At 66.6% G+C, this 24089-nt stretch carries 19 protein-coding genes, 1 tRNA gene and 1 other RNA gene; 12 read left to right on the forward strand and 9 right to left on the reverse strand.

The window, feature by feature from the left end; genetic code table 11:
• Window positions 1-18: 18 nt before the first annotated feature.
• An RNA gene (rnpB, locus tag ATF69_RS04155) (RNase P RNA component class A) lies at window positions 19-358 on the reverse strand.
• Window positions 359-368: 10 nt separating this feature from the next.
• On the reverse strand, window positions 369-2003 hold the full coding sequence (gene rtcR / locus ATF69_RS04160; RefSeq protein ID WP_146869976.1) for an RNA repair transcriptional activator RtcR: 1635 nt from the start codon (window positions 2001-2003) through the stop codon (window positions 369-371).
• A 343-nt stretch (window positions 2004-2346) separates the two neighbouring features.
• Here rtcR and ATF69_RS04165 point away from each other — a divergent pair.
• From ATF69_RS04165 to ATF69_RS04210, 10 genes are all read left to right on the forward strand, one after another.
• Window positions 2347-2419 (forward strand) — tRNA-OTHER (locus ATF69_RS04165).
• Window positions 2420-2715: 296 nt separating this feature from the next.
• On the forward strand, window positions 2716-3849 hold the full coding sequence (locus tag ATF69_RS04170; protein WP_146870707.1) for a slipin family protein: 1134 nt from the start codon (window positions 2716-2718) through the stop codon (window positions 3847-3849).
• A gap of 9 nt (window positions 3850-3858) precedes the next feature.
• Window positions 3859-4671, forward strand: a complete 813-nt coding sequence (locus tag ATF69_RS04175; RefSeq protein WP_146869977.1) for a hypothetical protein — start codon at window positions 3859-3861, stop codon at window positions 4669-4671.
• A gap of 54 nt (window positions 4672-4725) precedes the next feature.
• A complete protein-coding gene (locus tag ATF69_RS04180) occupies window positions 4726-5949 on the forward strand; it encodes an RtcB family protein (RefSeq protein WP_146869978.1) in 1224 nt (407 codons plus the stop codon).
• Window positions 5934-7013 (forward strand): RNA 3'-terminal phosphate cyclase, encoded by a 1080-nt coding sequence (gene rtcA / locus ATF69_RS04185; protein ID WP_244303646.1) that lies wholly within the window; start codon window positions 5934-5936, stop codon window positions 7011-7013. The genes ATF69_RS04180 and rtcA overlap by 16 nt, the downstream gene beginning before the upstream one ends.
• A gap of 125 nt (window positions 7014-7138) precedes the next feature.
• Window positions 7139-8056, forward strand: a complete 918-nt coding sequence (gene cysK, locus ATF69_RS04190) for a cysteine synthase A (RefSeq protein ID WP_056059308.1) — start codon at window positions 7139-7141, stop codon at window positions 8054-8056.
• Window positions 8057-8243: 187 nt separating this feature from the next.
• Window positions 8244-9017, forward strand: coding sequence for an endonuclease/exonuclease/phosphatase family protein (locus ATF69_RS04195; RefSeq protein ID WP_056059311.1), 774 nt, complete (start codon window positions 8244-8246; stop codon window positions 9015-9017).
• Entirely contained in the window at window positions 9014-10252 is a 1239-nt protein-coding gene (gene clsB, locus ATF69_RS04200) for a cardiolipin synthase ClsB (protein ID WP_146869979.1), read from the forward strand. Before ATF69_RS04195 ends, clsB begins: the two co-directional genes overlap by 4 nt.
• Window positions 10253-10269: 17 nt before the next feature.
• Entirely contained in the window at window positions 10270-11340 is a 1071-nt protein-coding gene (locus ATF69_RS04205) for a putative bifunctional lysylphosphatidylglycerol flippase/synthetase (RefSeq protein WP_146869980.1), read from the forward strand.
• Window positions 11341-11526: 186 nt separating this feature from the next.
• Window positions 11527-13245, forward strand: a complete 1719-nt coding sequence (locus ATF69_RS04210) for an NAD(P)/FAD-dependent oxidoreductase (protein WP_146869981.1) — start codon at window positions 11527-11529, stop codon at window positions 13243-13245.
• 34 nt (window positions 13246-13279) lie between these two features.
• On the opposite strand, the gene ATF69_RS04215 is transcribed toward ATF69_RS04210, so the two are convergent.
• Entirely contained in the window at window positions 13280-14623 is a 1344-nt protein-coding gene (locus tag ATF69_RS04215) for an amidohydrolase (protein ID WP_099731246.1), read from the reverse strand.
• Window positions 14624-14746: 123 nt separating this feature from the next.
• Here ATF69_RS04215 and ATF69_RS04220 point away from each other — a divergent pair, with 123 nt between their 5' ends.
• A complete protein-coding gene (locus ATF69_RS04220; protein ID WP_146869982.1) occupies window positions 14747-15811 on the forward strand; it encodes a GlxA family transcriptional regulator in 1065 nt (354 codons plus the stop codon).
• 182 nt (window positions 15812-15993) lie between these two features.
• Here ATF69_RS04220 and ATF69_RS04225 read toward each other — a convergent pair whose 3' ends face one another.
• The 6 genes from ATF69_RS04225 to ATF69_RS04250 all read right to left on the reverse strand — a co-directional run bounded on the left by ATF69_RS04225 (window position 15994) and on the right by ATF69_RS04250 (window position 23006).
• On the reverse strand, window positions 15994-17568 hold the full coding sequence (locus tag ATF69_RS04225) for a methyl-accepting chemotaxis protein (protein ID WP_146869983.1): 1575 nt from the start codon (window positions 17566-17568) through the stop codon (window positions 15994-15996).
• 229 nt (window positions 17569-17797) lie between these two features.
• Window positions 17798-18676: a protease HtpX gene (htpX, locus tag ATF69_RS04230; RefSeq protein WP_056745306.1), complete on the reverse strand. Its 879-nt coding sequence runs from the start codon at window positions 18674-18676 to the stop codon at window positions 17798-17800.
• Window positions 18677-18862: 186 nt separating this feature from the next.
• On the reverse strand, window positions 18863-19636 hold the full coding sequence (locus ATF69_RS04235) for a DUF3025 domain-containing protein (RefSeq protein WP_146869984.1): 774 nt from the start codon (window positions 19634-19636) through the stop codon (window positions 18863-18865).
• Window positions 19621-20661, reverse strand: a complete 1041-nt coding sequence (gene pyrC, locus ATF69_RS04240; protein WP_146869985.1) for a dihydroorotase — start codon at window positions 20659-20661, stop codon at window positions 19621-19623. The genes ATF69_RS04235 and pyrC overlap by 16 nt, the downstream gene beginning before the upstream one ends.
• 130 nt (window positions 20662-20791) lie before the next feature.
• Complete coding sequence (locus ATF69_RS04245; RefSeq protein WP_146869986.1) at window positions 20792-21781, reverse strand: Bug family tripartite tricarboxylate transporter substrate binding protein; 990 nt, start codon at window positions 21779-21781, stop codon at window positions 20792-20794.
• A gap of 43 nt (window positions 21782-21824) precedes the next feature.
• Window positions 21825-23006 (reverse strand): M20 family metallopeptidase, encoded by a 1182-nt coding sequence (locus ATF69_RS04250; protein ID WP_056059337.1) that lies wholly within the window; start codon window positions 23004-23006, stop codon window positions 21825-21827.
• Between the two features lie 99 nt (window positions 23007-23105).
• Between ATF69_RS04250 and ATF69_RS04255 the strand changes: the two genes are divergently transcribed.
• A complete protein-coding gene (locus ATF69_RS04255; RefSeq protein ID WP_146869987.1) occupies window positions 23106-24026 on the forward strand; it encodes a MurR/RpiR family transcriptional regulator in 921 nt (306 codons plus the stop codon).
• Window positions 24027-24089 lie beyond the last annotated feature (63 nt).

Raw genomic sequence — 24089 nt, forward strand, 5'->3', positions numbered from 1 at the left:
AGTCGGGGTGGAAATAAAGTGTGAAGCGCGCCGATAAGCCGGATTCTGTGCACCACGGTTGCCCGCAGTGTGACCGCCATTAATCTGGGCCGGGTGTCGCCACCACGGCTCGGTGCTACCTACCCGCCAGCTCTGCGGAACCACATCAACGCTGGCCTACTTGGTATTGCTGCGCGTAGAGATTGCCCGTTTCACCCCCGGTGGTTTGCCTTGCGGCACTCCCCCGGGACTCGTCTCTGTTGCTCTGATCCTCACCTCACGGTGGGCAGCCGTTAGCTGCTACGCTGTCCTGTGCAGTCCGGACGTTCCTCCAGTGCCTGGTTTCCCAGATTGCACCAGCGGCGGTCTGGCGTGCTTCACGGGTAGGATTATCGCCCAGCGGCCGCGACGCGATCCCAGTCCAGACCAAAGCGCACAAGATACTTGCGCAGCCGGTCCGCGTCATTGACCACCGTGCGCTGCGTGCGCGAGGCCTGGAACAGCAGGCGCCCCGCGTCCGACAGCGTGCGCGACTGGCGGCAGACCTGTAGCACCGCCGCCAGTTGGAGCTGGTCGAAGAGGTCCATGGATTCCACCGCCTCGGCGCCCAGCAGGGCCGCGAGTTCGTCGCGTCCCACCGTCCCTGTTGCAGATGCCAGCCCGCTGCGCGCATCGCTGGCGGGCTGCCACAGCCAGCGCAAACGGGCGATCTCGGCCTCGACCAGGGGCAGGCCGATGCGACCGCTGTCAGCCAGCGTGGCCAGGCGTGTCACGCTGGCCGAGAGGTCGCGAAAGTTGCCGGTCCACAACGCTTCAGGCGACTGGGCATAGCGCAGGTAGGCGGCGCGCGCTTCGTTGGAAAAGCGCACGCTGCGTCCCAGTTCCGTGCCCGCACGCACCAGCAGGTGCTCCACGTTGGGCTCGATGTCTTCGGGTCGCTGGGCCAGGCCCGGCAGCACATAGCTCCAGAGGTTGATACGCGCAAACAGGTCCTCACGAAAGCGCCCTGCCGCCACCTCGGTGCGCAGGTCACGGTTGGTGCCAGCCACCAGTTGAAAGTCGCTCTCCACCTCGCGGTCGCTGCCCAGGGGGTAGAAGCGTTTTTCCTCCACGGCCTTGAGCAGCATGGCCTGCTCGTCCGGGCCCAGCTCACCAATCTCGTCGAGGAACAACACCCCCTTGTGCGCAGTACGCAGCAAACCCGCACGGTCGGCCGCAGCGCCGGTGAAGGCGCCCTTTTTGTGGCCGAACAGCGTGGACGCCGCACCGTCGCCATGCAGCGTGGCGCAGTTCACCTCCACAAATTCGCCCTCGACCTGGTGGCGGGATTTTTTCAGCTCATACATGCGCCGCGCCAGGTGCGACTTGCCTGCGCCCGTGGGCCCGGTGAACAGGATGGGCGCGCGCGAGCGCACCGCCACCCGCTCCACCTCGTCGATCAGCGCGTTGAAGCGCGCATTGCGCGTGGCAATGCCGCTTTTGAGGAACTGCACCGCATCCTGCTGCTCCGCTCCGAAGCGCTGCGCGATCCCGTCGTAGCGCGAGAGGTCCAGGTCGATCAGCGTGTAGCTGCCAGGGTTGCCCATCTGCTGGCGCTTGGGCGGAGAGGTCTGCACCAGCACACCCGGAATGCGGCGCGACTCCACCAGCAGGAACAGGCAGATCTGCGCGACGTGCGTGCCGGTGGTGATGTGCGTCCAGTACTCCTCGCGCTCGGTGTCAAAGCGGTAGGCCTGCGTCCAGTCGTACAGCTGGGCATAGACCTCGCCAAAGTCCCACGGGTCGGCAATGGGCAGCGGCACCAGGTTCACCGTGGTCTCGGGCGAGGCAGTCGCCATGTCAGTGCGCACCTGGTGGGCCAGCTCGCGGTGCGGTGGTGTGTAGAGCAGCTCCAGCCGCTCGATCACCACGTCCTCATGCTGCACCAGCGATACGGTGGGGCGCCACTTCTCCCACCGCCCGGCGCCCCGGCCGGAATCGAGCTGGGTGCCAAGGAACCCCATGACCACCTTGTTTTTGCGCATTTATTTTGTCTATTTAACTAGCTTTCATTCTAATTATTCCGACAAACGCACACCACACCAATTTCGTAAAACAAAAATATCACCATACAAATCAACAGCTTGGGCAAGTTGAATACCACTCACCACAAGCTGGCACACATCTGGCAATAGAAGAAGCATCCAGCGCAAGCGGTGACCGCTCACAGGCTGGGGTTAGGACAAATGTTCGCCCCACCGGTGCAGGGCGTCCGGGGCCTTCGGGTTCTGTTGATGTTCTGCATGCCGCACATCGCCAACGCTGGGTAGCGGCACGGTCGTGGTGACCACTCCGAAAGGAAGTGTCTGGTTCGACTCCAGGCGTGCCACCACTGGTAGCTCAGTCTGGTAGAGCCCCGCCGAAAGGCGGTTGTCGCAGGTTCGATTCCTGCCCACGGTCGCAAGACCTTGTTTGGAAGTACCGGTCGAAAGACCACCCGCCGAACGCGGGGAGAGGCCCCGAGGTTGCGCAGCGACCGCAAGGGATTCACCCCGTCAGCCGGTGGCGGTTTGTGCCAGCACCCGGCACAGCCCGCGCCCGCAGCCAGCCGCGCTGCCGCCATTCCCGCTGGGGATGGGGGCAGCCACCACGGCGCACTGCACGGCCCAGGCTGCACCCCCTGGCACCCCGCCATCGCTGTAACGGCAACCCGATACGACAACGAAGAAGAGAGAGGAAAAAGAGATGCTGACGAAGATGTTCCAACGCGCCACCGTCAAGAAGAACGAACGCGCCCTACTGCTGCGCAACGGCAGCTTTGACCGCGTGCTGCGCAGCGGCACCTACTGGCTGTTTGCGGGCACCGACCAGTTGCGCGTGGAGACCTTCGCCCTGGAACAACCCGCCTTCACCCACGGCCTGGCCGAGTACCTGATGGCGCAGGAGCCCGCCGTGGTGGCCGCCGAGTTTGTGCAGGTCAACCTGTCGGAAACCGACGTGGGCCTGCGCAGCGAAAACGGCGTGCTGGTCGAGATCCTGCCCCCCGGCACCCGCCGCCTTTATTGGAAAGGTTTGGTGGAGGTGAGCGTGCAAGTGGTGGACCTGCAAGCGGGCGCTGAGTTACCCACCGCATTGGTGGCGCGATTGACGCAAACCCAGCTGCGCCAGCGCAGCGTGACCGGATTGACCGGTGTGCTGCAGGTGCAGGTGCCCGAGGGCCAGTGCGCGCTGTTGACGGTGGACGGCAAGGTGGAGCGCCTGCTCACGGCTGGCACCTACGCCTTCTGGAAGTACGGCCGCACCGTGGCCGTGGAGATGGTGGATTTGCGCCTGCAAGCCGTGGAAGTATCGGGCCAAGACATCATGACCCGCGACAAGGTTAGCCTGCGCCTGAACCTGTGCGCCACCTACCGCTACACCGATGTGCTGCGCGCTTTTGCCCAATTGCAAAAGCCTGCCGACCACCTGTACCGCGAGCTGCAGTTTGCGCTGCGCGCCGCCGTGGGCACCCGCACGCTCGACGAGCTGCTGGAAAACAAAACGGTGATCGACGACGTGGTGACCGCACACATGGCCGCCAAGCTGTTGCCCTACGGCATGCAACTGGAGAGCGTGGGCGTGAAGGACATCGTGCTGCCGGGCGAGATGAAGACCATCCTGACCCAGGTGGTGCAGGCACAGAAGCAGGCCGAGGCCAACGTGATCCGCCGCCGCGAGGAAACTGCCGCCACGCGCTCGCTGCTCAACACCGCGAAAGTGATGGAGGACAACCCTGTCGCCCTGCGCATGAAGGAGCTGGAGACGCTGGAGCGCGTGGCTGAACGCATCGACAAGATCTCGGTTTTTGGCGGCCTGGACCAGGTGCTCAATGGCCTGGTGAAGATGAGATGAAAGAACCCTATGAAGAAGCAACCGACACCTGTAACCACACCGCTGGAAGCAGCCACACAGGCGGTCTACCAGGCATTTGCCAAATACAGCGCACCAGAGGTGGGCACCCTGGATGTCTGCACTGCCTGCTGCATGGATGCTGACCTGGCACTGCAAATGAGCCACCTGCCGCTGCCCCAACTGACCGAGAAGCACTTCTACCAATACAACGATTCGGCCAAGAGCCAGGTGCAGCCTGCGGATGAAATCAAATACCTGGCCCCACGGCTGCTGGAACTGCTGGCCGAAGGCGCCCGGTTGCACCACTCCACCGAGCTGTATCTGGACCGGTTGGGCCGCTGCGAGCCCGGCTCCTTTTCAGCAACAGAACAGGCTGCGCTGCAGGGCTTTGCGCTGGCGTACTTTGTACAAGGCTTGGAGCAATGGCCTGCGGGCAGCGATTCGCTTTTCCAGGGGGATAACGCCTTCACCATCTTGCTCATGTGGGCCTATGCCCGCGTGCCGCTGGAGACCTTGCTACAGCACTGGCTCGATAGCGACAGCGACGCATCGACCCTGCACTTTGTGGACGCGTGCTATTGGGACTATGTGTGGAATGCCAACCAGATGGGCAATGCGTTTGCCGCTGACCAAGCCGAATACAAACGCACCATGGAGGAATGGCTGAACAGGCCCGCCACCAAGGCACGTTGGGCGGAAAAGCTCATGCGCCTGGTGGACACAGGCCCCACCAGTTCCTGGTTGCCAGCGGGGGCCGTGGACCATCAGCGCTACCCGCTCCCGGAGCGGATCAGCGCAGTTTTTGACGCAATGACCGCATAACGCCCGTCGCCCTAAAAACGAACAACACAACGAAGAAACAACGAGAAAAGAACCATGGCCAATAACTACGAACAACTCGAAATACCAAACGGCGTTCCCGTGAAGATGTGGACCAACGGAGTACCCGTGGAGGAAGACGCGAAGAACCAGCTGCGCAACATCGCGCGCCTGCCCGTCGTGTTCAAGCACGTGGCGGTGATGCCCGACGTGCACCTGGGAATCGGCGCGACCATCGGCTCGGTGGTTCCCACACTCAAGGCCATCATCCCCGCAGCGGTGGGGGTGGACCTGGGATGCGGAATGATGGCGTGCAAGACCACGCTCACGGCCAGCGACCTGCCCGACAACCTGTCAGGCGTGCGAGCCGCCATCGAGCGCGCCGTTCCAGTAGGCATGACGCCCAAGCGCTTTGGCCGCGACAAGGGGAGCTGGGATACGCCGCCCGCTGAAACCGACCGCGCCTGGGCGGGGCTGGTGGATGAGTTCGAGGAAATTTGCGAGGCGCACCCGCGCATCAAGAACACGAACAACTACAAGCACCTGGGAACGCTGGGAACGGGTAACCACTTCATCGAGATCTGCCTGGACGATCACCAGAGCGTGTGGGTGATGCTGCACTCGGGCTCGCGCGGGGTGGGGAACGCCATCGGCACCCACTTCATCGAGCTGGCCAAGAAGGACGCCGAGATGAACCAGCGCAACCTGCCGGACAAGGACCTAGCGTACTTCGAGGAAGGCGCGCAGTACTTCGGCGACTACGTGAAGGCCGTGGGGTGGGCGCAAAAGTTTGCCGCCGCCAACCGCGAGGTGATGATGGGCCGCGTGATTGCCGCGCTGCGCAAGGTGATCACCAAGCCATTCGAGACGCACGTGGAAGCCGTGAACTGCCACCACAACTACGTGCAGCGCGAAACGCACTTCGGGCAAGACGTGTTCGTGACCCGCAAGGGCGCGGTGAGTGCCGAGCAAGGCAAGCTGGGGATCATCCCTGGGAGCATGGGGGCAAAGAGCTTCATCGTGCGCGGAAAGGGTAACCCCGAGAGCTTCAACAGCTGCAGCCACGGCGCAGGCCGCACCATGAGCCGCACCAAGGCCAAGAAGCTGTTCACGGTCGAAGATCAGATCAAGGCCACCGAGGGCGTGGAATGCCGCAAGGACGCCGACGTGATCGACGAGATTCCGATGGCGTACAAGGACATTGACGCGGTGATGGCGGCGCAGGAAGACCTGGTGGAGGTGGTTTACACGCTCAAGCAAGTCGTATGCGTGAAGGGATGAACGTGCAGCAACTGGACTTAGACGGCTCCACCGGCGAAGGCGGCGGCCAGATCCTGCGCACCGGCCTGGCCCTGTCCATGGTCACCGGCCGCCCACTGCACATCACGCGCATCCGTGTGGGGCGGCCCAAGCCGGGGCTGATGCGCCAGCACCTGGCCTGCGTGCAAGCGGCGGTGGCCGTGTGCGGCGGGCAGGCCGAAGGCGCGGAGCTGAATTCGCAAACGCTGGTGTTCACACCCGGCAACGTGCGTGCAGGTGATTACCGTTTTCAGATCGCGACGGCAGGCAGTTGCCTGCTGGTGCTGCAGACGGTGCTGCCCGCGCTGATGCTGGCCGATGGCCCGAGCAAGGTCGAGCTGGCGGGTGGCACGCACAACCCGATGGCGCCGCCGTTTGACTTTCTGGAACGCGCCTTTGCGCCGCTGGTGCGGCGGCTGGGTGTGGGGCTGGAGTTGCAATTGCAGCGGCGGGGCTTCTACCCCGCCGGGGGCGGCGAGCTGGTGGCGCACATCGTGCCCGCCACCGCCACCACGCAGCCGCTGGCGCCGGTGGATGTGCTGGAGCGCGGCCCGCTGCAAAACGGCTGGGGCGAGGCACTGGCACCCGGCCTGGCGCGCCACATAGCGACGCGGGAGCTGGAGGCGCTGGGCCAGCGCATGGGGTGGACGTTCGAGTCCGGCCAACTGCGCCAGCCATCCACACGCCAGAACGAGGGCCCGGGCAATGCGCTGATCGCCACGCTGGAGTATGCGCAGGTGACCGAGGTGTTTTGCCAGTTGGGCGAGCGCAGCCTGTCGGCCGAGCAGGTAGCCAAGCGGCTGGTGGACGAGGTGCGCGCCTACCAGCGCAGCACCGGCGCGCTGGGCCCGCACCTGGCGGACCAGTGGATGCTGCCGCTGGCCCTGTCTGTGTGGCGCAGTGGGCAGGCCGCGCGCTACACCTGCACCAAGGTAACGCAGCACACGGTTACCAATGCGCAGACCATCGCGCTAGGCTTGCCGGTTCAGGTTCAGATCACCCCCTCAGAGGATGCCATGCGCGTTGAGATATCTCCCGTGCCCTGAACGGCCAGCGCGGCATGGACCCATACCCTGGCTATATCCATATGACCAGGGCCGTAGAACAAGTGGTTCAGAATGCGCACCACACCCCTTCCCTTTGACCCATCCGACACCTCACAGGAGACGCCATGAAAGTTGACAACATTCTTCAGACCATTGGCAACACGCCCCACGTGCGCATCAACCGCCTGTTCGGCCCTGGCGCCAATGTGTGGGTGAAGTCGGAGCGCAGTAACCCCGGCGGCTCCATCAAGGACCGCATTGCGCTGGCGATGGTGGAAGACGCTGAAAAGTCCGGCGCGCTGAAGCCGGGCGGCACCATCATCGAGCCCACCAGCGGCAACACCGGCATTGGCCTGGCGCTGGTGGCGGCCGTCAAGGGCTACAAGCTCGTCCTCGTGATGCCCGACAGCATGAGCATCGAACGCCGCCGCCTGATGCTGGCCTATGGCGCGCAGTTCGACCTGACCCCGCGCGAAAAAGGCATGAAGGGTGCCATCGCCCGCGCGCAAGAGCTGCAGGCGCAGACGCCCGGCTCGTGGATTCCGCAGCAGTTCGAGAACCCCGCCAACATCGACATCCATGTGCGCACCACGGCGCAGGAGATCCTGGCAGATTTCCCCGACGGCATTGATGTGCTGATCACGGGGGTGGGCACGGGTGGTCACATCACGGGCGTGGCGCGGGTGCTCAAAGCCAAGTTCCCCCAACTCAAGGTGTTTGCGGTGGAGCCCACGGCCTCGCCGGTGATCTCGGGCGGCGCGCCGTCGCCCCACCCCATCCAGGGCATTGGCGCGGGGTTCATCCCCAAGAACCTCGACACCAGCCTGCTCGACGGAGTGATCCAGGTCGATGCCGAACCGGCCCGCGAATACGCCCGCCGCTCTGCGCGCGAAGAGGGCATCCTGGTGGGCATCTCGTCCGGCGCCACCTTGGCCGCCATTGCCCAGAAGCTGCCCGAGCTGCCCGCAGGCGCCAAGGTGCTGGGCTTCAACTACGACACGGGCGAGCGCTACCTGTCGGTGGAAGGTTTCCTGCCGGCCTGATGGCCGCTGGCACGCAGCGCACTCACACCAGGGCCCTTCGGGGCCCTTTTTTTTTGGGCTGCGCAGCACAAAGCCACGGCCAGCCGTCCTACAGCGGCGGGGCACGCAGGCCAGAACAATCAGTGTTCGCACCGGCCCACCTCTGCGGTGATTTCGCCGGAGCCCCTCCCAACGATTGCAACTGCCCATGGCCCCGAACTCCGCGACAGACTCCCAGCCTATTGCGTTCAAGGTGCTCACCGTGAACGTGCACAAGGGCTTCACCACCTTCAACCGGCGCTTCATGCTGCACGAGCTGCGCGAGGCCGTGCGGGGCGTGGCGGCCGACCTGGTGTTCTTGCAGGAGGTGCTGGGCACGCACCACCGGCACGCCAGCCGGTTCGCCAACTTTCCGCAGGTGCCGCACTACGAGTTTCTGGCCGACACAATCTGGTCGCAATACGCCTACGGCCGCAATGCGGTGTATGACAACGGCGACCACGGCAATGCGCTGTTGTCCAAGTTTCCGATCACGCATTACGAGAACCACGACATCTCGGTGAGCGGGCCCGAACGGCGCGGCATGCTGCACTGCATGCTGCAGCCCCCCGGGCACCACCTGCCGGTGCATGCCGTATGTGTGCACCTGGGCCTGCAGGAGTCGCACCGGCAGCACCAGCTGCGCCGCGTGTGCGACCTGGTCAACAGCTTTCCCGCCCACGAGCCCGTGGTGCTGGCGGGCGACTTCAACGACTGGCGCCACCGTGCCCACCGGGTGCTTCAGCACGAGGCGGGATTGCAGGAAGTGTTTGTGCAGGCCTTTGGCCGGGCGGTGCGCACGTTTCCGGCGGCCATGCCGCTGCTGGCGCTGGACCGCATTTATGTGCGCAACGCGACGGTTCACTCGCCACTGGCATTGCCCAAGAAACCCTGGGACAAGCTCTCGGACCATGCGCCCCTGGCTGCGGAGATCCTGCTATGAAACGCCCTACCTTCCGCGCGCCACGCTCGTCCCGCTGGGTGCCCGGCAACCATTTCGAGTTGCTCGAAAACGGCGAGGAGTTCTTTCCCCGCGTGTTCCAGGCCATTGCCGAAGCCCGGCGCGAGGTCATGCTGGAAACCTTCATCCTGTTCGAGGACAAGATCGGCCAGCAGCTGCACGCCGCTTTACTGGCGGCCGCCCGGCGGGGCGTGGAGGTGCATGTGCTGGTGGACGGCTTTGGCTCGCCCGATCTGTCGGACCAGTTTGTCGGCAGCCTGGTGGAGGCCGGCGTGCACTTTCGCATCTTTGACCCGGGCCGCCGTTTCCTGGGCCAGCGGCTGAACCTGCTGCGCCGCATGCATCGCAAGATCGTGGTGGTGGACGGGCACCTGGGGTTCATTGGTGGCATCAACTACTCGGCCGACCATGTGGCCGACTTTGGCCCCGAAGCCAAGCAGGACTATGCCGTGCAGGTGCGCGGCCCCATCGTGGCGCAGATGCACCACTTCACCCGCGAGGCCGTGCTCAGCCGCCAGGACCGCAAGCGCCACCAGGCCGCAGGCATCACAGGGCGCCCGCACGCGGGCACGGCGCACGCGATGTTCGTGACACGCGACAACCAGCAGCACACCAACGACATCGAGCGCCACTACCGCGTGGCCCTGCGCGCAGCGCGCAGCCGGGTGGTGATTGCCAACGCCTACTTCTTCCCGGGTTACCGGTTCATCCGCGAGATGCGGCGCGCCGCGAAACGGGGGGTGGATGTGCGCATCATCCTGCAAGGCCAGCCCGACATGCCCATCGTGAAGACGGCAGCCAGCCTGCTGTACGACCACCTGCAGCGCGCAGGCGTGCGGGTGTACGAATACTGCGACCGCCCGCTGCACGGCAAGGTGGCGCTGGTGGACGAGGACTGGTCCACCGTGGGCTCCAGCAACCTTGACCCGCTGAGCCTGTCGCTGAACCTCGAGGCCAACGTGATCATCCAGGACCGTGCCTTCAACGCCCATCTGCACCGCCGCCTGTCGCACCTCATGGAGCACAGCTGCAAGCAGGTGGAAGCCACAGCCCCCAGCCGCTGGAACGGTCTGCGCCTGCTGCGCAGCTATGCGGTGTTCCACTTGCTGCGCTGGTTCCCCGCATGGGCGGGCTGGCTGCCCCGGCACGAGCCCCACATCACGCTCGCGAACCCGGGGGCGGATGCGGCAGAGCCCGCCGGCAGCCCCGCCACCTGAACTGGCAGGCGCCCACCATGGCCACCCCCACGCTGCACGCGGACACCCAGGCGGGCGGCGCCACCGACGCCCTGCAGGCGCCATCCCGCAGAAGCAGCAACCGCCACACCGCCAGCGGCTGGCGCCACTGGCCGCAGCAGGCCTGGTGGCCCTGGCTCACCCGGGGGCTCGCCCTCGCCTTCTTTGCGGTGGTGGCCGGACTGATCTTTCGGCAGGCGCGCTCGGTGGACTGGCCCGCCGTGCTGCAGGCGCTGCGCGACCTGCCCACCACTGCACTGGCGCTGGGCGGCGCGCTGGCGCTGCTGAGCCACTTCACCTACGGCAGCTTTGACTGGGTGGGGCGCCATTGCAGCGGCCACCGCCTGACGCGCGGCACCACGCTGGCGATTGCCATGACGAGCTATCCGTTCACGCTCAACCTGGGCTCGCTGATTGGCGGCGTGGGCGTGCGCTACCGGCTGTACGACCGGCGCGGTGTGGACCCCGGCACCATCGGCCAGGTGGTGGGCACCAGCATCGTGACCAACTGGGTGGGCTACCTGATGCTGGCAGGCGTGCTGTCATGGTTGTGGCAGCCACCAGCAGTGGCCGGGTGGACGGTAGCGCCCTGGCAATGGCACTTGGGCGGCACGGTACTGGGCGGCCTGCCGCTGGCCTACCTGGCACTGTGCGCGGTGCGCAGGGGCCGCGCGCTCACGCTGCGCGGCCATGCGTTTCCGCTACCGCACTGGCCCGTGGCGCTGTGGCAAATCGCGGCATCGGCCACCAACTGGATGCTTATGGGCGCCGCACTGTGGACGGTGCTGCAACACCAGGTGGCCTACCCCGCCGCCCTGGCCACAGTGCTGCTGGGCGCCGTGGCCGGGCTGGTGCTGCGCGTGCCTGCGGGCCTGGGCGTGCTGGAGGCCGTGGGCGTGGCGCTGCTGGCCACCGACGCATTGGGGCAAGAACAGGTGCTGGCGGCACTGCTGGCCTACCGGGCGCTGTACTACTTTGGGCCGTTGGTGCTGGCCGCCGTGGCACTGGGTGTGGCCGAGCTGCGCTGGCGCCAGGGGCCTGCGCAAGGCATGCAGCGCACTCTGCAGTGAGAATTTCAGCCAAAAGTGCCAGATGCGCTAGTGCATATTGGCCTTGTTGCTATCATTTTTATATAGCCCTGCCGCCCGATACCCCGGTAACTCGGTCCGACAGGGGTTCCGCCCGCTGCGCGGACCCCGTATCATCCCGGCCCCACGCTATTGCTTTTCGCCCGATCGACACGGGCCCGCAAGACCATGATCCGACTCTCCGAAATCCGGCTGCCGTTCACCGTGGCCGAAGCCCCCGAGGCGCCCCTGCGCGCCGCTGCCGCCCACATTCTGGGCCTGGCAGACGCCGACATTGCCCACCTGCACGTCTTCAAGCGCAGCTTTGACGCACGCAAGGCCGACCTGCTGGCGGTCTACATCGTGGACATCACGCTCGCCCAGCCTGAACGCGAAGCCGCGCTGCTCGCAAAGTTTGCAGGCAACCCGCACATCCAGCCCACGCCCGACATGGCCTGGCACCCCGTGGGCCAGGCGCCTGCCGACCTGCCCCTGCGCCCCGTGGTGGTGGGCTTTGGCCCCTGCGGCATCTTTGCGGCACTGGTGCTGGCTCAGATGGGCTTCAAGCCCATCGTGCTGGAGCGCGGCAAGACCGTGCGTGAACGCACCAAGGACACCTGGGGCCTGTGGCGCAAGCGCGAGCTGCATGCCGAAAGCAACGTGCAGTTTGGCGAGGGCGGCGCAGGTACCTTCAGCGACGGCAAGCTCTACAGCCAGATCAAGGACCCGCGTCACCTGGGCCGCAAGGTGATGAACGAGTTCGTCAAAGCCGGTGCGCCCGAAGAAATCCTGTATGTCGCCCACCCGCACATCGGTACCTTCAAGCTGGTGAAGGTGGTGGAAAACCTGCGCGAGCAGATCATTGCGCTGGGCGGCGAGATCCGCTTTGAGCAGCGCGTGACGGACGTGGTCATCGAAGGCACAGGCGGTGCGCGCCACCTGCGCGGCCTGAAGGTGCTCAACCAGGCCACGGGCGAGACCACCGAGCTGCGCGCCGACCACGTCGTGATGGCGCTGGGCCACAGCTCGCGCGACACCTTTGCCATGCTGTACCAGCGCGGCGTGGCCATGGAGGCCAAGCCGTTTTCCATCGGTTTCCGCATCGAGCACCCGCAGGGCGTGATCGACCGCGCCCGCTGGGGCCGCCACGCAGGCCACCCGCTGCTGGGCGCAGCCGACTACAAGCTGGTGCACCACGCCGCCAATGGCCGCGCGGTGTACAGCTTTTGCATGTGCCCCGGTGGGACGGTGGTGGCCGCCACCAGCGAGCCCCACCGCGTGGTGACCAACGGCATGAGCCAATATTCACGCAACGAGCGCAATGCCAACGCGGGCATGGTGGTGGGCATCGATCCGCGCGACTACCCGCAGGACGCGCAGGCGTTTGAAACCCACCTGGGCCAGACCTACGGCGTGGAGGCCCTGCCTGCCGGGCAGTTCCACCCCCTGTCGGGCAGCGTGCTGCAGCGCCAGCTCGAATCGAATGCGTTTGTGCTGGGCGGCCGTGACTACAGCGCACCGGGCCAACTGGTGGGCGAGTTCATTGCGGGCAAGCCTTCGACCCAGCTGGGCAGCGTGGAGCCCTCGTACAAGCCCGGCGTGGCCCTGGGCGACCTGCACGCTGCCCTGCCCGGCTATGCCATCGAGGCGCTGCGCGAGGCGCTGCCCGTGTTCGGCCGCAAGATCAAGGGCTTTGATATGCACGACGCGGTGCTGACGGGCGTGGAGACACGCACCTCGTCGCCGCTCAAGATTGGCCGTGGCGACAACTTGCAAAGCCTGAACACGCCGGGCCTGTACCCGGCGGGCGAAGGCGCCAGCTACGCGGGCGGCATTCTGTCCGCCGGCGTGGATGGCATCAAGGTCGGCGAGGCCGTGGCCCGGAGCCTGCTGGGCGCAACGGGCTGACCTGCCTCCTGGCGGTGCCGGCCCGGGGCACCGCTTACTTGCGCTGCAAAAAGTCCACGGCCAGCGCCGCCAGCGAGCGGGCGCCCACGGGCAACTGGTCTTCGTCGATGTCGAACAGCGCAGAGTGGTTGGGCGGGGCCTTGGCAAAATCCTTGCCCTTGGGTGGCGCACCCAGGAAGTAGAAGAAGCCCGGCACGACCTTCTGGAACTCCGAGAAGTCCTCCGACCCTGCCACCTTCGGGATCACCATGGTCTTGCCGCCCATGGCCAGGTTCAGCGCGGGCAGCGAGGCCTGCGTGAGCGGCGCGGGGTTAGTGGTCACGGGGTAGGCCACGGGGCCAAAACGCACGCTGGCCTTGGCACCGCTGGCGGCGGCAATCGACTCGGCCGTGGTGGTGATGCGCTTGAGCGCTTCCTGGCGCATGTCTTCGTCAAAGGTGCGCAGCGTGCCCATCATCTCCACCTTGTCGGGGATGATGTTGTAGCGGGTGCCGCCTTGGATCTGGCCGATGGTGACCACGGCCGGCTCCTGGCTGATGTTGAGCTGGCGGCTCACCACGGTCTGCAGGCCCATCACCACCTGGCTGGCGGCCACGATGGGGTCGATGGTGGCCCACGGCGACGAGCCATGGCCGCCACGCCCTTCCACATGGATGGTGATGTTGTCCGACCCGGCCATCAGCGGGCCGCTGCGGTAGCCCACCACGCCGCCAGGCAGGTTGGAGGTGATGTGCAGCCCATAGATGGCCTGCACGTCCTTGAGCGCACCGGCTTCGATCATGGCCTTGGCGCCGAAGCTGGGCACCTTGCCGTTGGCGTCGGGCTCCACGGGCGCGCCCTCTTCGGCGGGCTGGAAGATGAACCTGATCGTGCCCGGCAGCTGCGCCTTCATGCCCGCCAGCACCTCGGCCGCGCCCATCAGCATGGCGGTGTGGGCGTCATGGCCACAGGCGTGCATCACGGGCACTTCCTTGCCCAGGTAGTTGGCCTTGGCCTTGCTCGCAAACGGCAGGCCGGTGTTCTCGGGCACGGGCAGGGCATCCATGTCAGCGCGCAGGGCCACCACCTTGCCGGGCAGGCCTCCCTTGAGCGTGCCCACCACGCCGGTGCCGCCCACGCCGGTCTGCACGTCCATGCCCAGCTTCTTCAGGTGCTCGGCCACGAGCTTGGCCGTGCGCACTTCCTGGCCCGAGAGTTCGGGGTGGGCATGGATGTCGCGGCGCCAGTTGACCATCTTGGGCGCCACGGCCGTCACGGCGGCATCGATGGCCTGCAGGCCGGCGGCGTCCAGGGCCTGGGCCTGGGCGGACGATGCGAACGTCAGCCCGCTGAGAAGCAGGCCGGTGGCCAGCGAGATGGCAGAGAGGGGTTTGTGCATGAGACAGATCCGTGCAGGAAGTGAAAACAAAAAGGAACGCGGCAAAAAAACGCACGTTCATGCTAAGAGCCCACCCCACGCTGCAGACAAGCGAAAATGGCCATCCACAGAGCCAATATCGCCATGCCCCGTTCTTCTGTCCCATCTGCGACGGCGCCGGTTTTTCGCATCGACATCCCGCTGCTGCCCGAATCGGCGGTGGGCAACGCACTGCAGTTCATCGACCTCTTGCGCAGCGCCAATCTGCTGGCCGGCTTGCGGGGCGGCGTCGGCTCGCCCCGCCTGGCCTGGCGGCTGCTGGACGCCCAAGGCCAGCCGCTGGCGCACCAGCCGGGCCCGCTGGCGGCCTACACGCAGCCCACGGCGGCACCTGCCGAGGGGCCGGCATTCGCCTGGTTCATTCCCTCCTTCCACGCCGCCGACATCCCCGCCATCCGCAGCGTGGCGTCGCGCCACCGCGCCCTCTCGCGCCAGATCGGCATTGCGCTGGATGCCGGGCACAAGGTGCTCACCGTCGGCAACGGGGCCTGGCTGGCGGCGCAGAGCGGGCGCCTGCAGGGCCGCCGCTGCGGCCTGCCGTGGTTCTACCTGGCCGGGTTTGAGCGCGACTTTCCCGACATCGACCTCGATGCAGGCCACGACCTCACCGATGACGGCCCCTGGCTGAGCTGTGCGCTGCCCCACAGCCTGGGAGAAATGGCCATCGCCCTGGTGCGCCACGCACTGGGCGACGCGCTGGCCCAGACCTGCGCCAGCGTGCTGCGGCCCGACCACGAACGCGCCCGGGCTGCGCTGCAGGCCAATGCGCAGCAACACATCCCCGCGACGCGCGACAGCACCCTGGCCCGCGCCATGGCCTGGATGGAGACCCATCTGGACGAGCCCTATTCGCTGGCCCGGCTGGCAGAGGCGGCGGCGGTGAGCCCGCGCACTTTGCTGCGGCACTTTCAGCTGGAGCTGTCGCAGTCGCCGCTGGACCACCTGCACAGCCTGCGCTGCGCACGCGCCAAGGTGCTGCTGGAGGTGACGCTGGAGAGCGTGCCCAGCATTGCGACGGCCTGCGGCTATGCCGACCCGGCGGCGTTCCGGCGCATCTTTGTGCGCTACACCGGCATGGCACCGGCCGAGTACCGCAAGCGCCATGCACTGCGCGCGCCGCGCAGGCGCTGGCGGGTGGATCTGACGTGAAAGCCCGGTGTACTCTCGCCTAGTGTGCTGTCCCGCAAATAGCTACACGAAATGAAATCGATGGCATCGCGCCCAGGGCAAGGAGCAAACCGCAGTGATAGCCGTAGCTATCGCGAGGATTTGCAACGCAGCCCTGGGGGTGAGGACGCGACTTCATGTGCAGTTATTTGCGGGATAGCACACTAGCGAGGCAGCGCGTTGCCCGAAGGCAGGCGAAACGCCTCCACCAGCTCGGCCAGCTGCTGCGCCTGCACCCGCAGCCCCTGCGCGGCGGCCGAGGACTCCTCCACCAGCGCGGCGTTCTGCTGCGTCATCTGGTCGAGCTGCGAGACCGCCTCACCCACCTGGCTCAGGCCCGTGGTCTGCTCGCGCGCCGCAGTGCTGATCTCGCCAATGATGGTGGCCACCTGCTGCACCGAGTTCACGATCTCGCCCATGGTGCCGCCTGCCGCGTGGACCAGCTGAGTGCCCTCGTCCACCTGCCGCACGCTGTCGCTGATCAGGCTCCCGATCTCCTTGGCCGCCGTGGCGGAACGCTGCGCCAGGCTCCGCACTTCGCTGGCCACCACCGCAAAGCCCCGGCCTTGTTCGCCAGCACGGGCTGCTTCCACGGCCGCATTCAGCGCAAGGATGTTGGTCTGGAAGGCGATGCCATCGATCACGCTGGTGATGTCGGCAATGCGGCGCGACGACAGCGCAATGCCGTCCATGGTGCCCACCACGCGGTCCACCGCCTCGCGCCCGCGCTGGGCAACGCTGCTGGCGCCAGTGGCCAGGGTGCTGGCCTGCGCAGCCGCGTCGGCGCTGTGGCGCACGGTGGCCAGCAGCTCCTCCATGCTGGCGGCGATCTCTTCGAGGTTGGAGGCGGTCTGCTCGGTGCGGGCCGACAGGTCGCTGTTGCCTGCCGCGATCTCGCTGCTGGCACCGGCCACCGAGGTGCTGGCCTGGCGCATGCCCACCACCAGCTCGGCCAGCCGTGCCTGCATGCCGCCCAGGCGCGCCAGCAGGGCCTGCAGTTCGTCGCGGTTGCCCGCCTGCGGCGCGGGCACGGGGGAAGTGAGGTCGCCTTCGGCAATGCGGTCGGTCACCTCGGACGCATGGGCCAGGGGCTGCAGGATGGAGCGCGACAGCAGCCAGGCGCAGGCCAAGCTCAGCAGCAAGCCCACCAACGAGCCCGCCGCCAGCAGCGTGATGCCCTGGCTTTCGCTGCGGGCGGCAGCGGCACGCGCTTCGGCCACACGCTGGCGCTGGTATTCGGCCAGCTTGTCTACAGCAGCGGCGTAGGCGTCTGCCGCAGGACGCAGCTGCTTGGCAATGGCGTCGGGCGGCAAGGCCTCGCCCGCCTTGCGGCGCTTGACGAGGTCGTCCCGCACCGTGCGAAAACCGTTGCCGGCCTTGTCAATGGCATCGAACAAGGCCTGCGATTCCGGGTCCGCCGCCAGCTCGTCCAGGCGCTTGCGCACTTCGGACGAGCGGGCTGATGTGGTCTTGCGGTCGGCGTCGATGCGTGCCGCATAGGTGGGGTTGTTGTCGATCTCCAGCAGCGTTTCGGCGCGGGCGGAGCTGAGCACCACGATGGCGTGCAGCTCGCGCGCCAGCAACGCGCGCTCGGACGATGCGCCCCCCAGGTCGTCCGCAATGTCCTGCAGCCCGGCCAGCCGCCAGATGCCCACCGCCGCCGACAGGGACATGACGAGGCAGACCACACCAAAGGCCAGGGCCAGGCGGACAGCAACACGTGCGTGGGAGATGGACATGGGAGGCTCTCGTGAGGGTGAATGGGGCAACGCGGGACAGCCGCTGGGGGTGGCAGGCGTTGGGAATGTATCGACAAAAGGTTACAAGTCCTTGAGCCGGCCCACAACAGGCCACACCCTGCCGGAGCGCCAAAGCAACAGCCGCAACGCACCATCAAAAAGGCCGCCACAGTGCAAGACTGTGGCGGCCCTCGGGGCTGATCAGGCGTTGCGCCTGAGGCGGTTCGGTTTATTGCTGCTGTGCGTTTTGCAGCGCAGCAATGCGCTCTTCAATGGGCGGGTGGGTGCTGAACAGCTTGCCAATGCCACCGGCGATGCCCATGGCCGCCACGCTCTTGGGCAGCTCGCCGGGGTGCATGCCACCCAGGCGGGCCAGCGCGTTGATCATGGGCTGGCGGCGGCCCATCAGCTGGGCAGCGCCCGCGTCGGCGCGGAACTCGCGCTGGCGGCTGAACCAGGCCACGATCATCGCGGCCACAAAGCCCAGCACGATGTCGAGCACGATGGTGGTCACGTAGTAGCCGATGCCGGGGCCCGAGCTGTTCTCGTCGTTCTTGCGCAGGAAGCTGTCCACCGCGTAGCCGATGACGCGCGACAGGAACACCACGAAGGTGTTCATCACACCCTGGATCAGCGTCATGGTCACCATGTCGCCGTTGGCGATGTGGGCCACTTCGTGGCCGATCACGGCCTCGACCTCGTCGCGGGTCATGCCCTGCAGCAGGCCGGTGGACACCGCCACCAGGGCGGAGTTCTTGAACGCGCCCGTGGCAAAGGCATTGGGGTCGCCTTCAAAGATGCCGACTTCGGGCATGCCGATCTGGGCCTGGTCGGCGAACTTGCGCACGGTCTCGACGATCCAGCGCTCGTCCGGCGAGCCGGAGCCGTCGATCACGCGCACACCCGAGGTCCACTTGGCCATGGGCTTGCTGATGAGCAGCGAGATGATCGCACCGCCAAAACCCATGATGAGCGCAAAGCCCAGCAGCGCGCCCAGATTGAGCCCGTTGGCCGTGAGGTAGCGGTTCACGCCCAGCAGGCTGGCCACCACCCCCAGCACGACAACGACGGCCAGGTTGGTCATCACAAACAAAAGGATCCGCTTCATGGAATGGTTTCTCCGTGGGGTAAACAACAACGAGTGTTTGCTGGCTCAGATGGGGGCCGGGGGCGCCGCTTCAAGCGCCAGTCTCCAGGCGGCGAGGCCGTGGCAGCCCCCCATGGCCGCGATTTCATCGCGCTATGGTAGGTGCAAACCCCGGCCGGGGCCTTATCACACAAGCCTTGGCGGGAATTACGAAACCGCCGCAGCCCGCAAGGGCCGGAACACCTGCGCATCGGCATAGAAGCCCGGCGCTGCATTGGCCGGCCACCAGCCGGGCACGCCCAGCACGGGCAGCGGCGTGAAGGGCTTGCTGGACCATGCCGAGGCCTCCACCTGCCCTGCCAGCCACGCATCCACCTCCGCTATGGAATCAATAGCTGCCGGCGCATGAAATACGTGCGCCACCATGGGTTTTCGCGGAAAAACCAGCTTTTCGAGCAGTGCGTGCCCGAACAGCACCAGCCGGGCCTGGCCCCACAGCGGGCGCAAGTCGGTGAACAGGCGCTGCCAGTCCCTCGCCCGGAGCGCATCCCACAGGGCATCCGGCGCCTGCAACAGCGCTCCGTTTTCATCAAACACCGTGAGTGCATCGCGCAGCGGTCCGCGCACGGCCTGCACGCCATCGGCGGCGATGGCCTGGGCCTGCAGCTGGTTCAGACGCCGCTTGGTGTGCGGAAACCGCAGCCAGACCAGGCCGTTGAAAAAGTCGTGCAGGTTGTCGCGCGTGGGAACGCGGCGGGTGTCCCAGATGTACTGCTCGTAGGCGGTGCCTTCGGGCAGCGCGGACTGGGGCACAAAGACCACGGGAGCACCCTGCGGCGCTGCGGTCTGCAATGCCTGGTGCACCGATGGGTCATCCTGCAACAGCTGCTGGGCCAGGGGTTGGCCCAGGCCGCGCCACGGCGCCAGCCAGGGAGCACTCCAGTCGATGGCGTCGAAGGGCGGACTTACACCAGCCGCCACGGCAGGGCTTCACCGGCGCGCAGGGGCTTGAGTTCGGCTTCGCCAAACGCAAAGCTGTCGGGCGGTGTCCACGACTCGCGGCGCAGGGTGATGGTGGTGGTGTTGCGCGGCAGGCTGTAGAAGTCCGGGCCGTGAAAGCTGGCGAAGCCTTCGAGCTGGTCGAGCGCCCCGGCATTGTCGAACGCCTCGGCATACATCTCGATGGCCGCGTGGGCGGTGTAGCAGCCCGCGCAGCCGGTGGCGTGCTCCTTGAGGTGCGCCGGGTGCGGTGCACTGTCGGTGCCCAAAAAGAACTTGCTGCTGCCGCTGGTGGCGGCCTGCACCAGGGCCACGCGATGGGTCTCGCGCTTGAGCACTGGCAGGCAGTAGTAATGGGGGCGCACACCGCCGATGAAGATGGCGTTGCGGTTGTACAGCAGGTGGTGCGCGGTGATGGTGGCGGCGGTAAAACGGTCGGATGCCTGCACGTAGTCGGCCGCGTCCTTGGTGGTGATGTGCTCGAAGACGATCTTCAGCTCGGGGAAGTCGCGGCGCAGCGGGATGAGCTGCTGCTCGATGAACACGGCCTCGCGGTCGAACAGGTCGATGTCGCTGCTGGTCACTTCGCCGTGCACCAGCAGCAGCATGCCGGCCTTCTGCATGGCTTCCAGCGTTTTATAGGTTTTGCGCAGGTCGGTCACACCCGCGTCGCTGTTGGTAGTGGCGCCTGCGGGGTAGAGCTTGCAGGCCACCACGCCTGCGGCCTTGGCACGCACGATTTCTTCGGGCGGGAGGTTGTCGGTCAGGTACAGCGTCATCAGCGGCTCAAAGCTCATGCCTGCGGGCACGGCGGCCAGGATGCGCTGCTTGTAGGCCAGGGCCTGCTCGGCCGTGGTGACCGGCGGGCGCAGGTTGGGCATGATGATCGCGCGCCCGAACTGGGCGGCGGTGTGGGGCACGACGGTGTGCAAAGGCTCGCCGTCGCGCACGTGCAGGTGCCAGTCGTCGGGGCGGGTGATGGTGAGGGTTTGGGGGGCTGCAGTCATGGGCGTCATTGTCCCATTGCGGACATGCCGCCTCCAAATGCTCTCGTTTTCATAGCTAGCGAGGCATATGTTCGTAGCGCTACCGCATGAAACGGCTCATCACGGTAGCGCCAGGGGCAGATCTGCCGGTTTATTCGGCGGTGATCCCTGCGCGTTTGACGACCGCGCCGAACTTCACCATCCGGTCCGCCATCATTTTTTCGAACGCGGCGGGCGACATCTCTTCCGGCACGATCACGCCACGGTCCCTGAGGTTGGCCATCATGGCGGGCGATGTGGCCACTTGGCGCGCGGCCTTGTACAGCGTCTGCACCACCGCATCGGGTGTGCCCGCAGGCGCGGCCAGGCCTGTCCAGGAGGTGAGGTTGAGCTCGGGGTGGCCCACCTCGGCCATGGTGGGCACATCGGGCAGCTGCGGCAGGCGCTGGTCGGCCGCCACGGCCAGGGCGCGCACCTTGCCCGCCTGGATGTGCGGCAGCATGATGACCAGGTTGTCGAGGATGAACTGCACCTCGTTGCCCAGCACACCCGTGATCAGCGGCGTGCCCCCACGGTAGGGAATGTGCGTGGTGAACACGCCCGTGGACACCTTGAGCATTTCCACATTGAGCTGGCCCATGCTGCCCACGCCGCCGCTGCCGTAGTTGAGCTTGCCCGGGTTCTTCTTGGCGTAGTCGATGAACTCCTTGAAGGTCTTGAACGGCAGGCTGCTGTGCACCACCAGCGCGTTGGGCTGGCGGCCCAGGATGGCGATGTTCTCAAAATCCTTGACCGGGTCGTAGCCGATCTTGGGCTGGGTCAGCGGGTTGGCCAGGTGGCTGCTTTGCGACGACACGACCAGGGTGTAGCCATCGGCCTTGGAGCGCGCCACATACTGCGCGCCCACCGAGCCACCCGCGCCGGCGCGGTTTTCCACCACGATGGGCACGCCCAGCACGCGCGACAGCGGCTCGGAATACTGGCGCGCCATGATGTCCACCGACCCACCCGGCGGGAAGGGCACCACCAGCGTGATCGGGCGCGAAGGGAACTTGTCTTGCGCCATGGCGGGCAGCGCGGCGAGGCCGGCAAGGCCCAGTCCGGTGGTCAGAAGGTGGCGGCGGGAAGGTGTGGTGTGCATGACGATCAAAGAACTCAAAAATGGGGCGGGAAGGTACAAAAAATCAGGGGTGTGCCAGCACGGCCAGCGCCACGGCCTGCGCGCGTGGCACAAAGGTGGACAGCTCGCAGTACTCGCGTTCGGTGTGTGCGTGGCCGCCCACCGGGCCCGTGGCGCACAGCGTGGGCACGCCCACCGATGCGGTCAGGCCGCTGTCGGCCGCGCCGCCGGTGAACTCGCCTTGCACCTCAAAGCCCAGCGACCGCGCGCCTTGCTGGTACAGCGCCAGCAGGTCGTCCGGGGTGGGCTTCATGGGCAGGGTGCGGCGCGTGGTGGTGATGCGGCCCTGGGTGCGGGGCACGGACTCTTCTTCGACGATGGCACGCACGCGCTCCAGCAGTTCGTCGGGGTTGGTGTCGGCGGTAAAGCGCAGGTCCACCTCAGCGCGGGCGTGGGGGGCCACCATGTTGGGCACGATGCCCCCTTGCACCACGCCCACATTGCAGGTGACGCCCGTAGCCGGGTCGGTCAGCGCATGCAGCGCAAGGGTCTTGCGAGCCAGGGCTTCGATGGCACTGGCGCCAGCGGCGTGGTTGATGCCTGCATGCGCAGCCACGCCCTGCACCTCGAACTCCACCACCATCGAGCCCTTGCGGCTGGTGACCACGTTGCCGCTGACACGGCCCGGCTCGGCGTTGAACACCACACGCGCCCCCCGCACGCGGGCCATGATGAGGTCACGCGTGGCGGGCGAACCGATCTCTTCATCGCACGAGAAGAACAGGTGCAGCGGCGCCTGCAGGCCGCCGCAGCGCGCAAAGGCCTCGGCCACAAACACGTTGAGCACCAGGCCGGACTTCATGTCGGCCACGCCGGGGCCGTAGGCGCGCCCCGCTTCTTCGCGGTAAGGGCGCTTGGCCACGGTGCCATCGGGAAACACCGTGTCCATGTGCCCCATGAGGATGATGGGCGCTCCACCGGCTGCAGCGCCCTCTGCCGGGTTGACCTGCGCATGCAGCAGCACGCCATAGCCAGGCACGGGCTCAAACTGCACCGGCACACCGGCCGCCTGCAGGCGCTCGGCCAGGGCATGGGCCACGGCTGTCACACCCGCCTCATTGCGGCTGCCGCTCTCGATATTGACCACTTTTTGCAACAGGTCTTGCATGGACTGCTGCTGTCTGGCCAGCCAGTCCAGGACCTGCGCACGCACCGGCAGCAGACCTTCGTTCAGGGTATTGAGCATCGTTGTCCTTGGGCAAGCCCCAGGTAGGGGCAAAATTTGGCTCGCAGTGTTGCACGCGACCCGGGGTTCTGCAACGTATTTTGCACGAATGAGAATTTTATGAAATCATCATTGCACGAATCCAGCGCCTTGCTGACCGAGCGGCTGGCCCGCCAGGACGCCGACCTGACCGCCAGCGAACGGGCGCTGGCCGAGGCCCTGGGGCGCGACTACCCCCACGCCCTGCTGGAGTCCGCCACCGCCCTCGCTGCGCGCACTGGCACCAGTGCATCGACCGTGGTGCGGCTGTTTGCCAAGCTGGGCTACGGCAGCTATGCCGAGGCCCAGCGCGAGGCGCGGGCCGAGGTCACCGCCCTGCTGCAAACGGCGGGGCAGCGCGCGCCGGTCACCATCGGCACCCGGCGCAGCCTGCAGCAGTGCGTGGATGACGCGCTGCTGCACGACCAGCACAACCTCACCACCACGCGCGACGGACTGGACATGGCGGCCTTCGAGGCCATGGCGGCACGTATCGCACAGGGCAAGGGACGCATCTTTGTGCTGGCGCAGATCAACAGCGCCCCGGTGGCCGCCTGGCTGGCGCTGCACCTGAACATGTGCCGCCCGGGCGTGCACGAACTGGGGGCTGGCGCGGTGGACGCCACCGACCAGCTGCTGTGGATCCAGCCCGAAGATGCCTTGCTGGTCTTCAGCATCCGCCGCTACGCCAGCGGGCCGGTGAAAGTGGCGCAGCGCTTTCGCGACGCAGGGGCCCAGGTGCTGGCCATCACCGACAGCGCCGCTGCGCCCTTGGCCGCGCTGTCCCACCACCGGCTGCAGGTGCGCACATCCAATGCGTCGCCGTTCGACTCCTACACCGCCGCGTTCTTCCTGTGCAATGCGCTGGTGTCGGCCGTGGCCCAGCTGCGGCACAAGGCGGTGTCCGAGGCACTGAAGCGGCGCGACGATCTGTGGACGGATTTCGAGTCGCAACTCATCGTAGAAAGCCCCTCGCCAGCCGGTCGGCGGAGCAAGCGCTAGCCTGCGCACAGCAGACGTTCAGCCCTGGGTGGCCCCATGAAAAAAGCGCTCCGGAGAGCGCTT

It is taken from the genome of Acidovorax delafieldii (assembly GCF_007993815.1).
GTDB lineage: Bacteria > Pseudomonadota > Gammaproteobacteria > Burkholderiales > Burkholderiaceae_C > Acidovorax > Acidovorax delafieldii.

What these genes read in the sequence shown, in the direction of transcription:
- rtcR (WP_146869976.1), bottom strand. Translation starts at nt 2,003, where the DNA reads ATGCGCAAAAACAAGGTGGTCATGGGGTTCCTTGGCACCCAGCTCGAT.
- ATF69_RS04170 (WP_146870707.1), top strand. Translation starts at nt 2,716, where the DNA reads ATGTTCCAACGCGCCACCGTCAAGAAGAACGAACGCGCCCTACTGCTG.
- ATF69_RS04175 (WP_146869977.1), top strand. Translation starts at nt 3,859, where the DNA reads ATGAAGAAGCAACCGACACCTGTAACCACACCGCTGGAAGCAGCCACA.
- ATF69_RS04180 (WP_146869978.1), top strand. Translation starts at nt 4,726, where the DNA reads ATGGCCAATAACTACGAACAACTCGAAATACCAAACGGCGTTCCCGTG.
- rtcA (WP_244303646.1), top strand. Translation starts at nt 5,934, where the DNA reads ATGCGTGAAGGGATGAACGTGCAGCAACTGGACTTAGACGGCTCCACC.
- cysK (WP_056059308.1), top strand. Translation starts at nt 7,139, where the DNA reads ATGAAAGTTGACAACATTCTTCAGACCATTGGCAACACGCCCCACGTG.
- ATF69_RS04195 (WP_056059311.1), top strand. Translation starts at nt 8,244, where the DNA reads ATGGCCCCGAACTCCGCGACAGACTCCCAGCCTATTGCGTTCAAGGTG.
- clsB (WP_146869979.1), top strand. Translation starts at nt 9,014, where the DNA reads ATGAAACGCCCTACCTTCCGCGCGCCACGCTCGTCCCGCTGGGTGCCC.
- ATF69_RS04205 (WP_146869980.1), top strand. Translation starts at nt 10,270, where the DNA reads ATGGCCACCCCCACGCTGCACGCGGACACCCAGGCGGGCGGCGCCACC.
- ATF69_RS04210 (WP_146869981.1), top strand. Translation starts at nt 11,527, where the DNA reads ATGATCCGACTCTCCGAAATCCGGCTGCCGTTCACCGTGGCCGAAGCC.
- ATF69_RS04215 (WP_099731246.1), bottom strand. Translation starts at nt 14,623, where the DNA reads ATGCACAAACCCCTCTCTGCCATCTCGCTGGCCACCGGCCTGCTTCTC.
- ATF69_RS04220 (WP_146869982.1), top strand. Translation starts at nt 14,747, where the DNA reads ATGCCCCGTTCTTCTGTCCCATCTGCGACGGCGCCGGTTTTTCGCATC.
- ATF69_RS04225 (WP_146869983.1), bottom strand. Translation starts at nt 17,568, where the DNA reads ATGTCCATCTCCCACGCACGTGTTGCTGTCCGCCTGGCCCTGGCCTTT.
- htpX (WP_056745306.1), bottom strand. Translation starts at nt 18,676, where the DNA reads ATGAAGCGGATCCTTTTGTTTGTGATGACCAACCTGGCCGTCGTTGTC.
- pyrC (WP_146869985.1), bottom strand. Translation starts at nt 20,661, where the DNA reads ATGACTGCAGCCCCCCAAACCCTCACCATCACCCGCCCCGACGACTGG.
- ATF69_RS04245 (WP_146869986.1), bottom strand. Translation starts at nt 21,781, where the DNA reads ATGCACACCACACCTTCCCGCCGCCACCTTCTGACCACCGGACTGGGC.
- ATF69_RS04250 (WP_056059337.1), bottom strand. Translation starts at nt 23,006, where the DNA reads ATGCTCAATACCCTGAACGAAGGTCTGCTGCCGGTGCGTGCGCAGGTC.
- ATF69_RS04255 (WP_146869987.1), top strand. Translation starts at nt 23,106, where the DNA reads ATGAAATCATCATTGCACGAATCCAGCGCCTTGCTGACCGAGCGGCTG.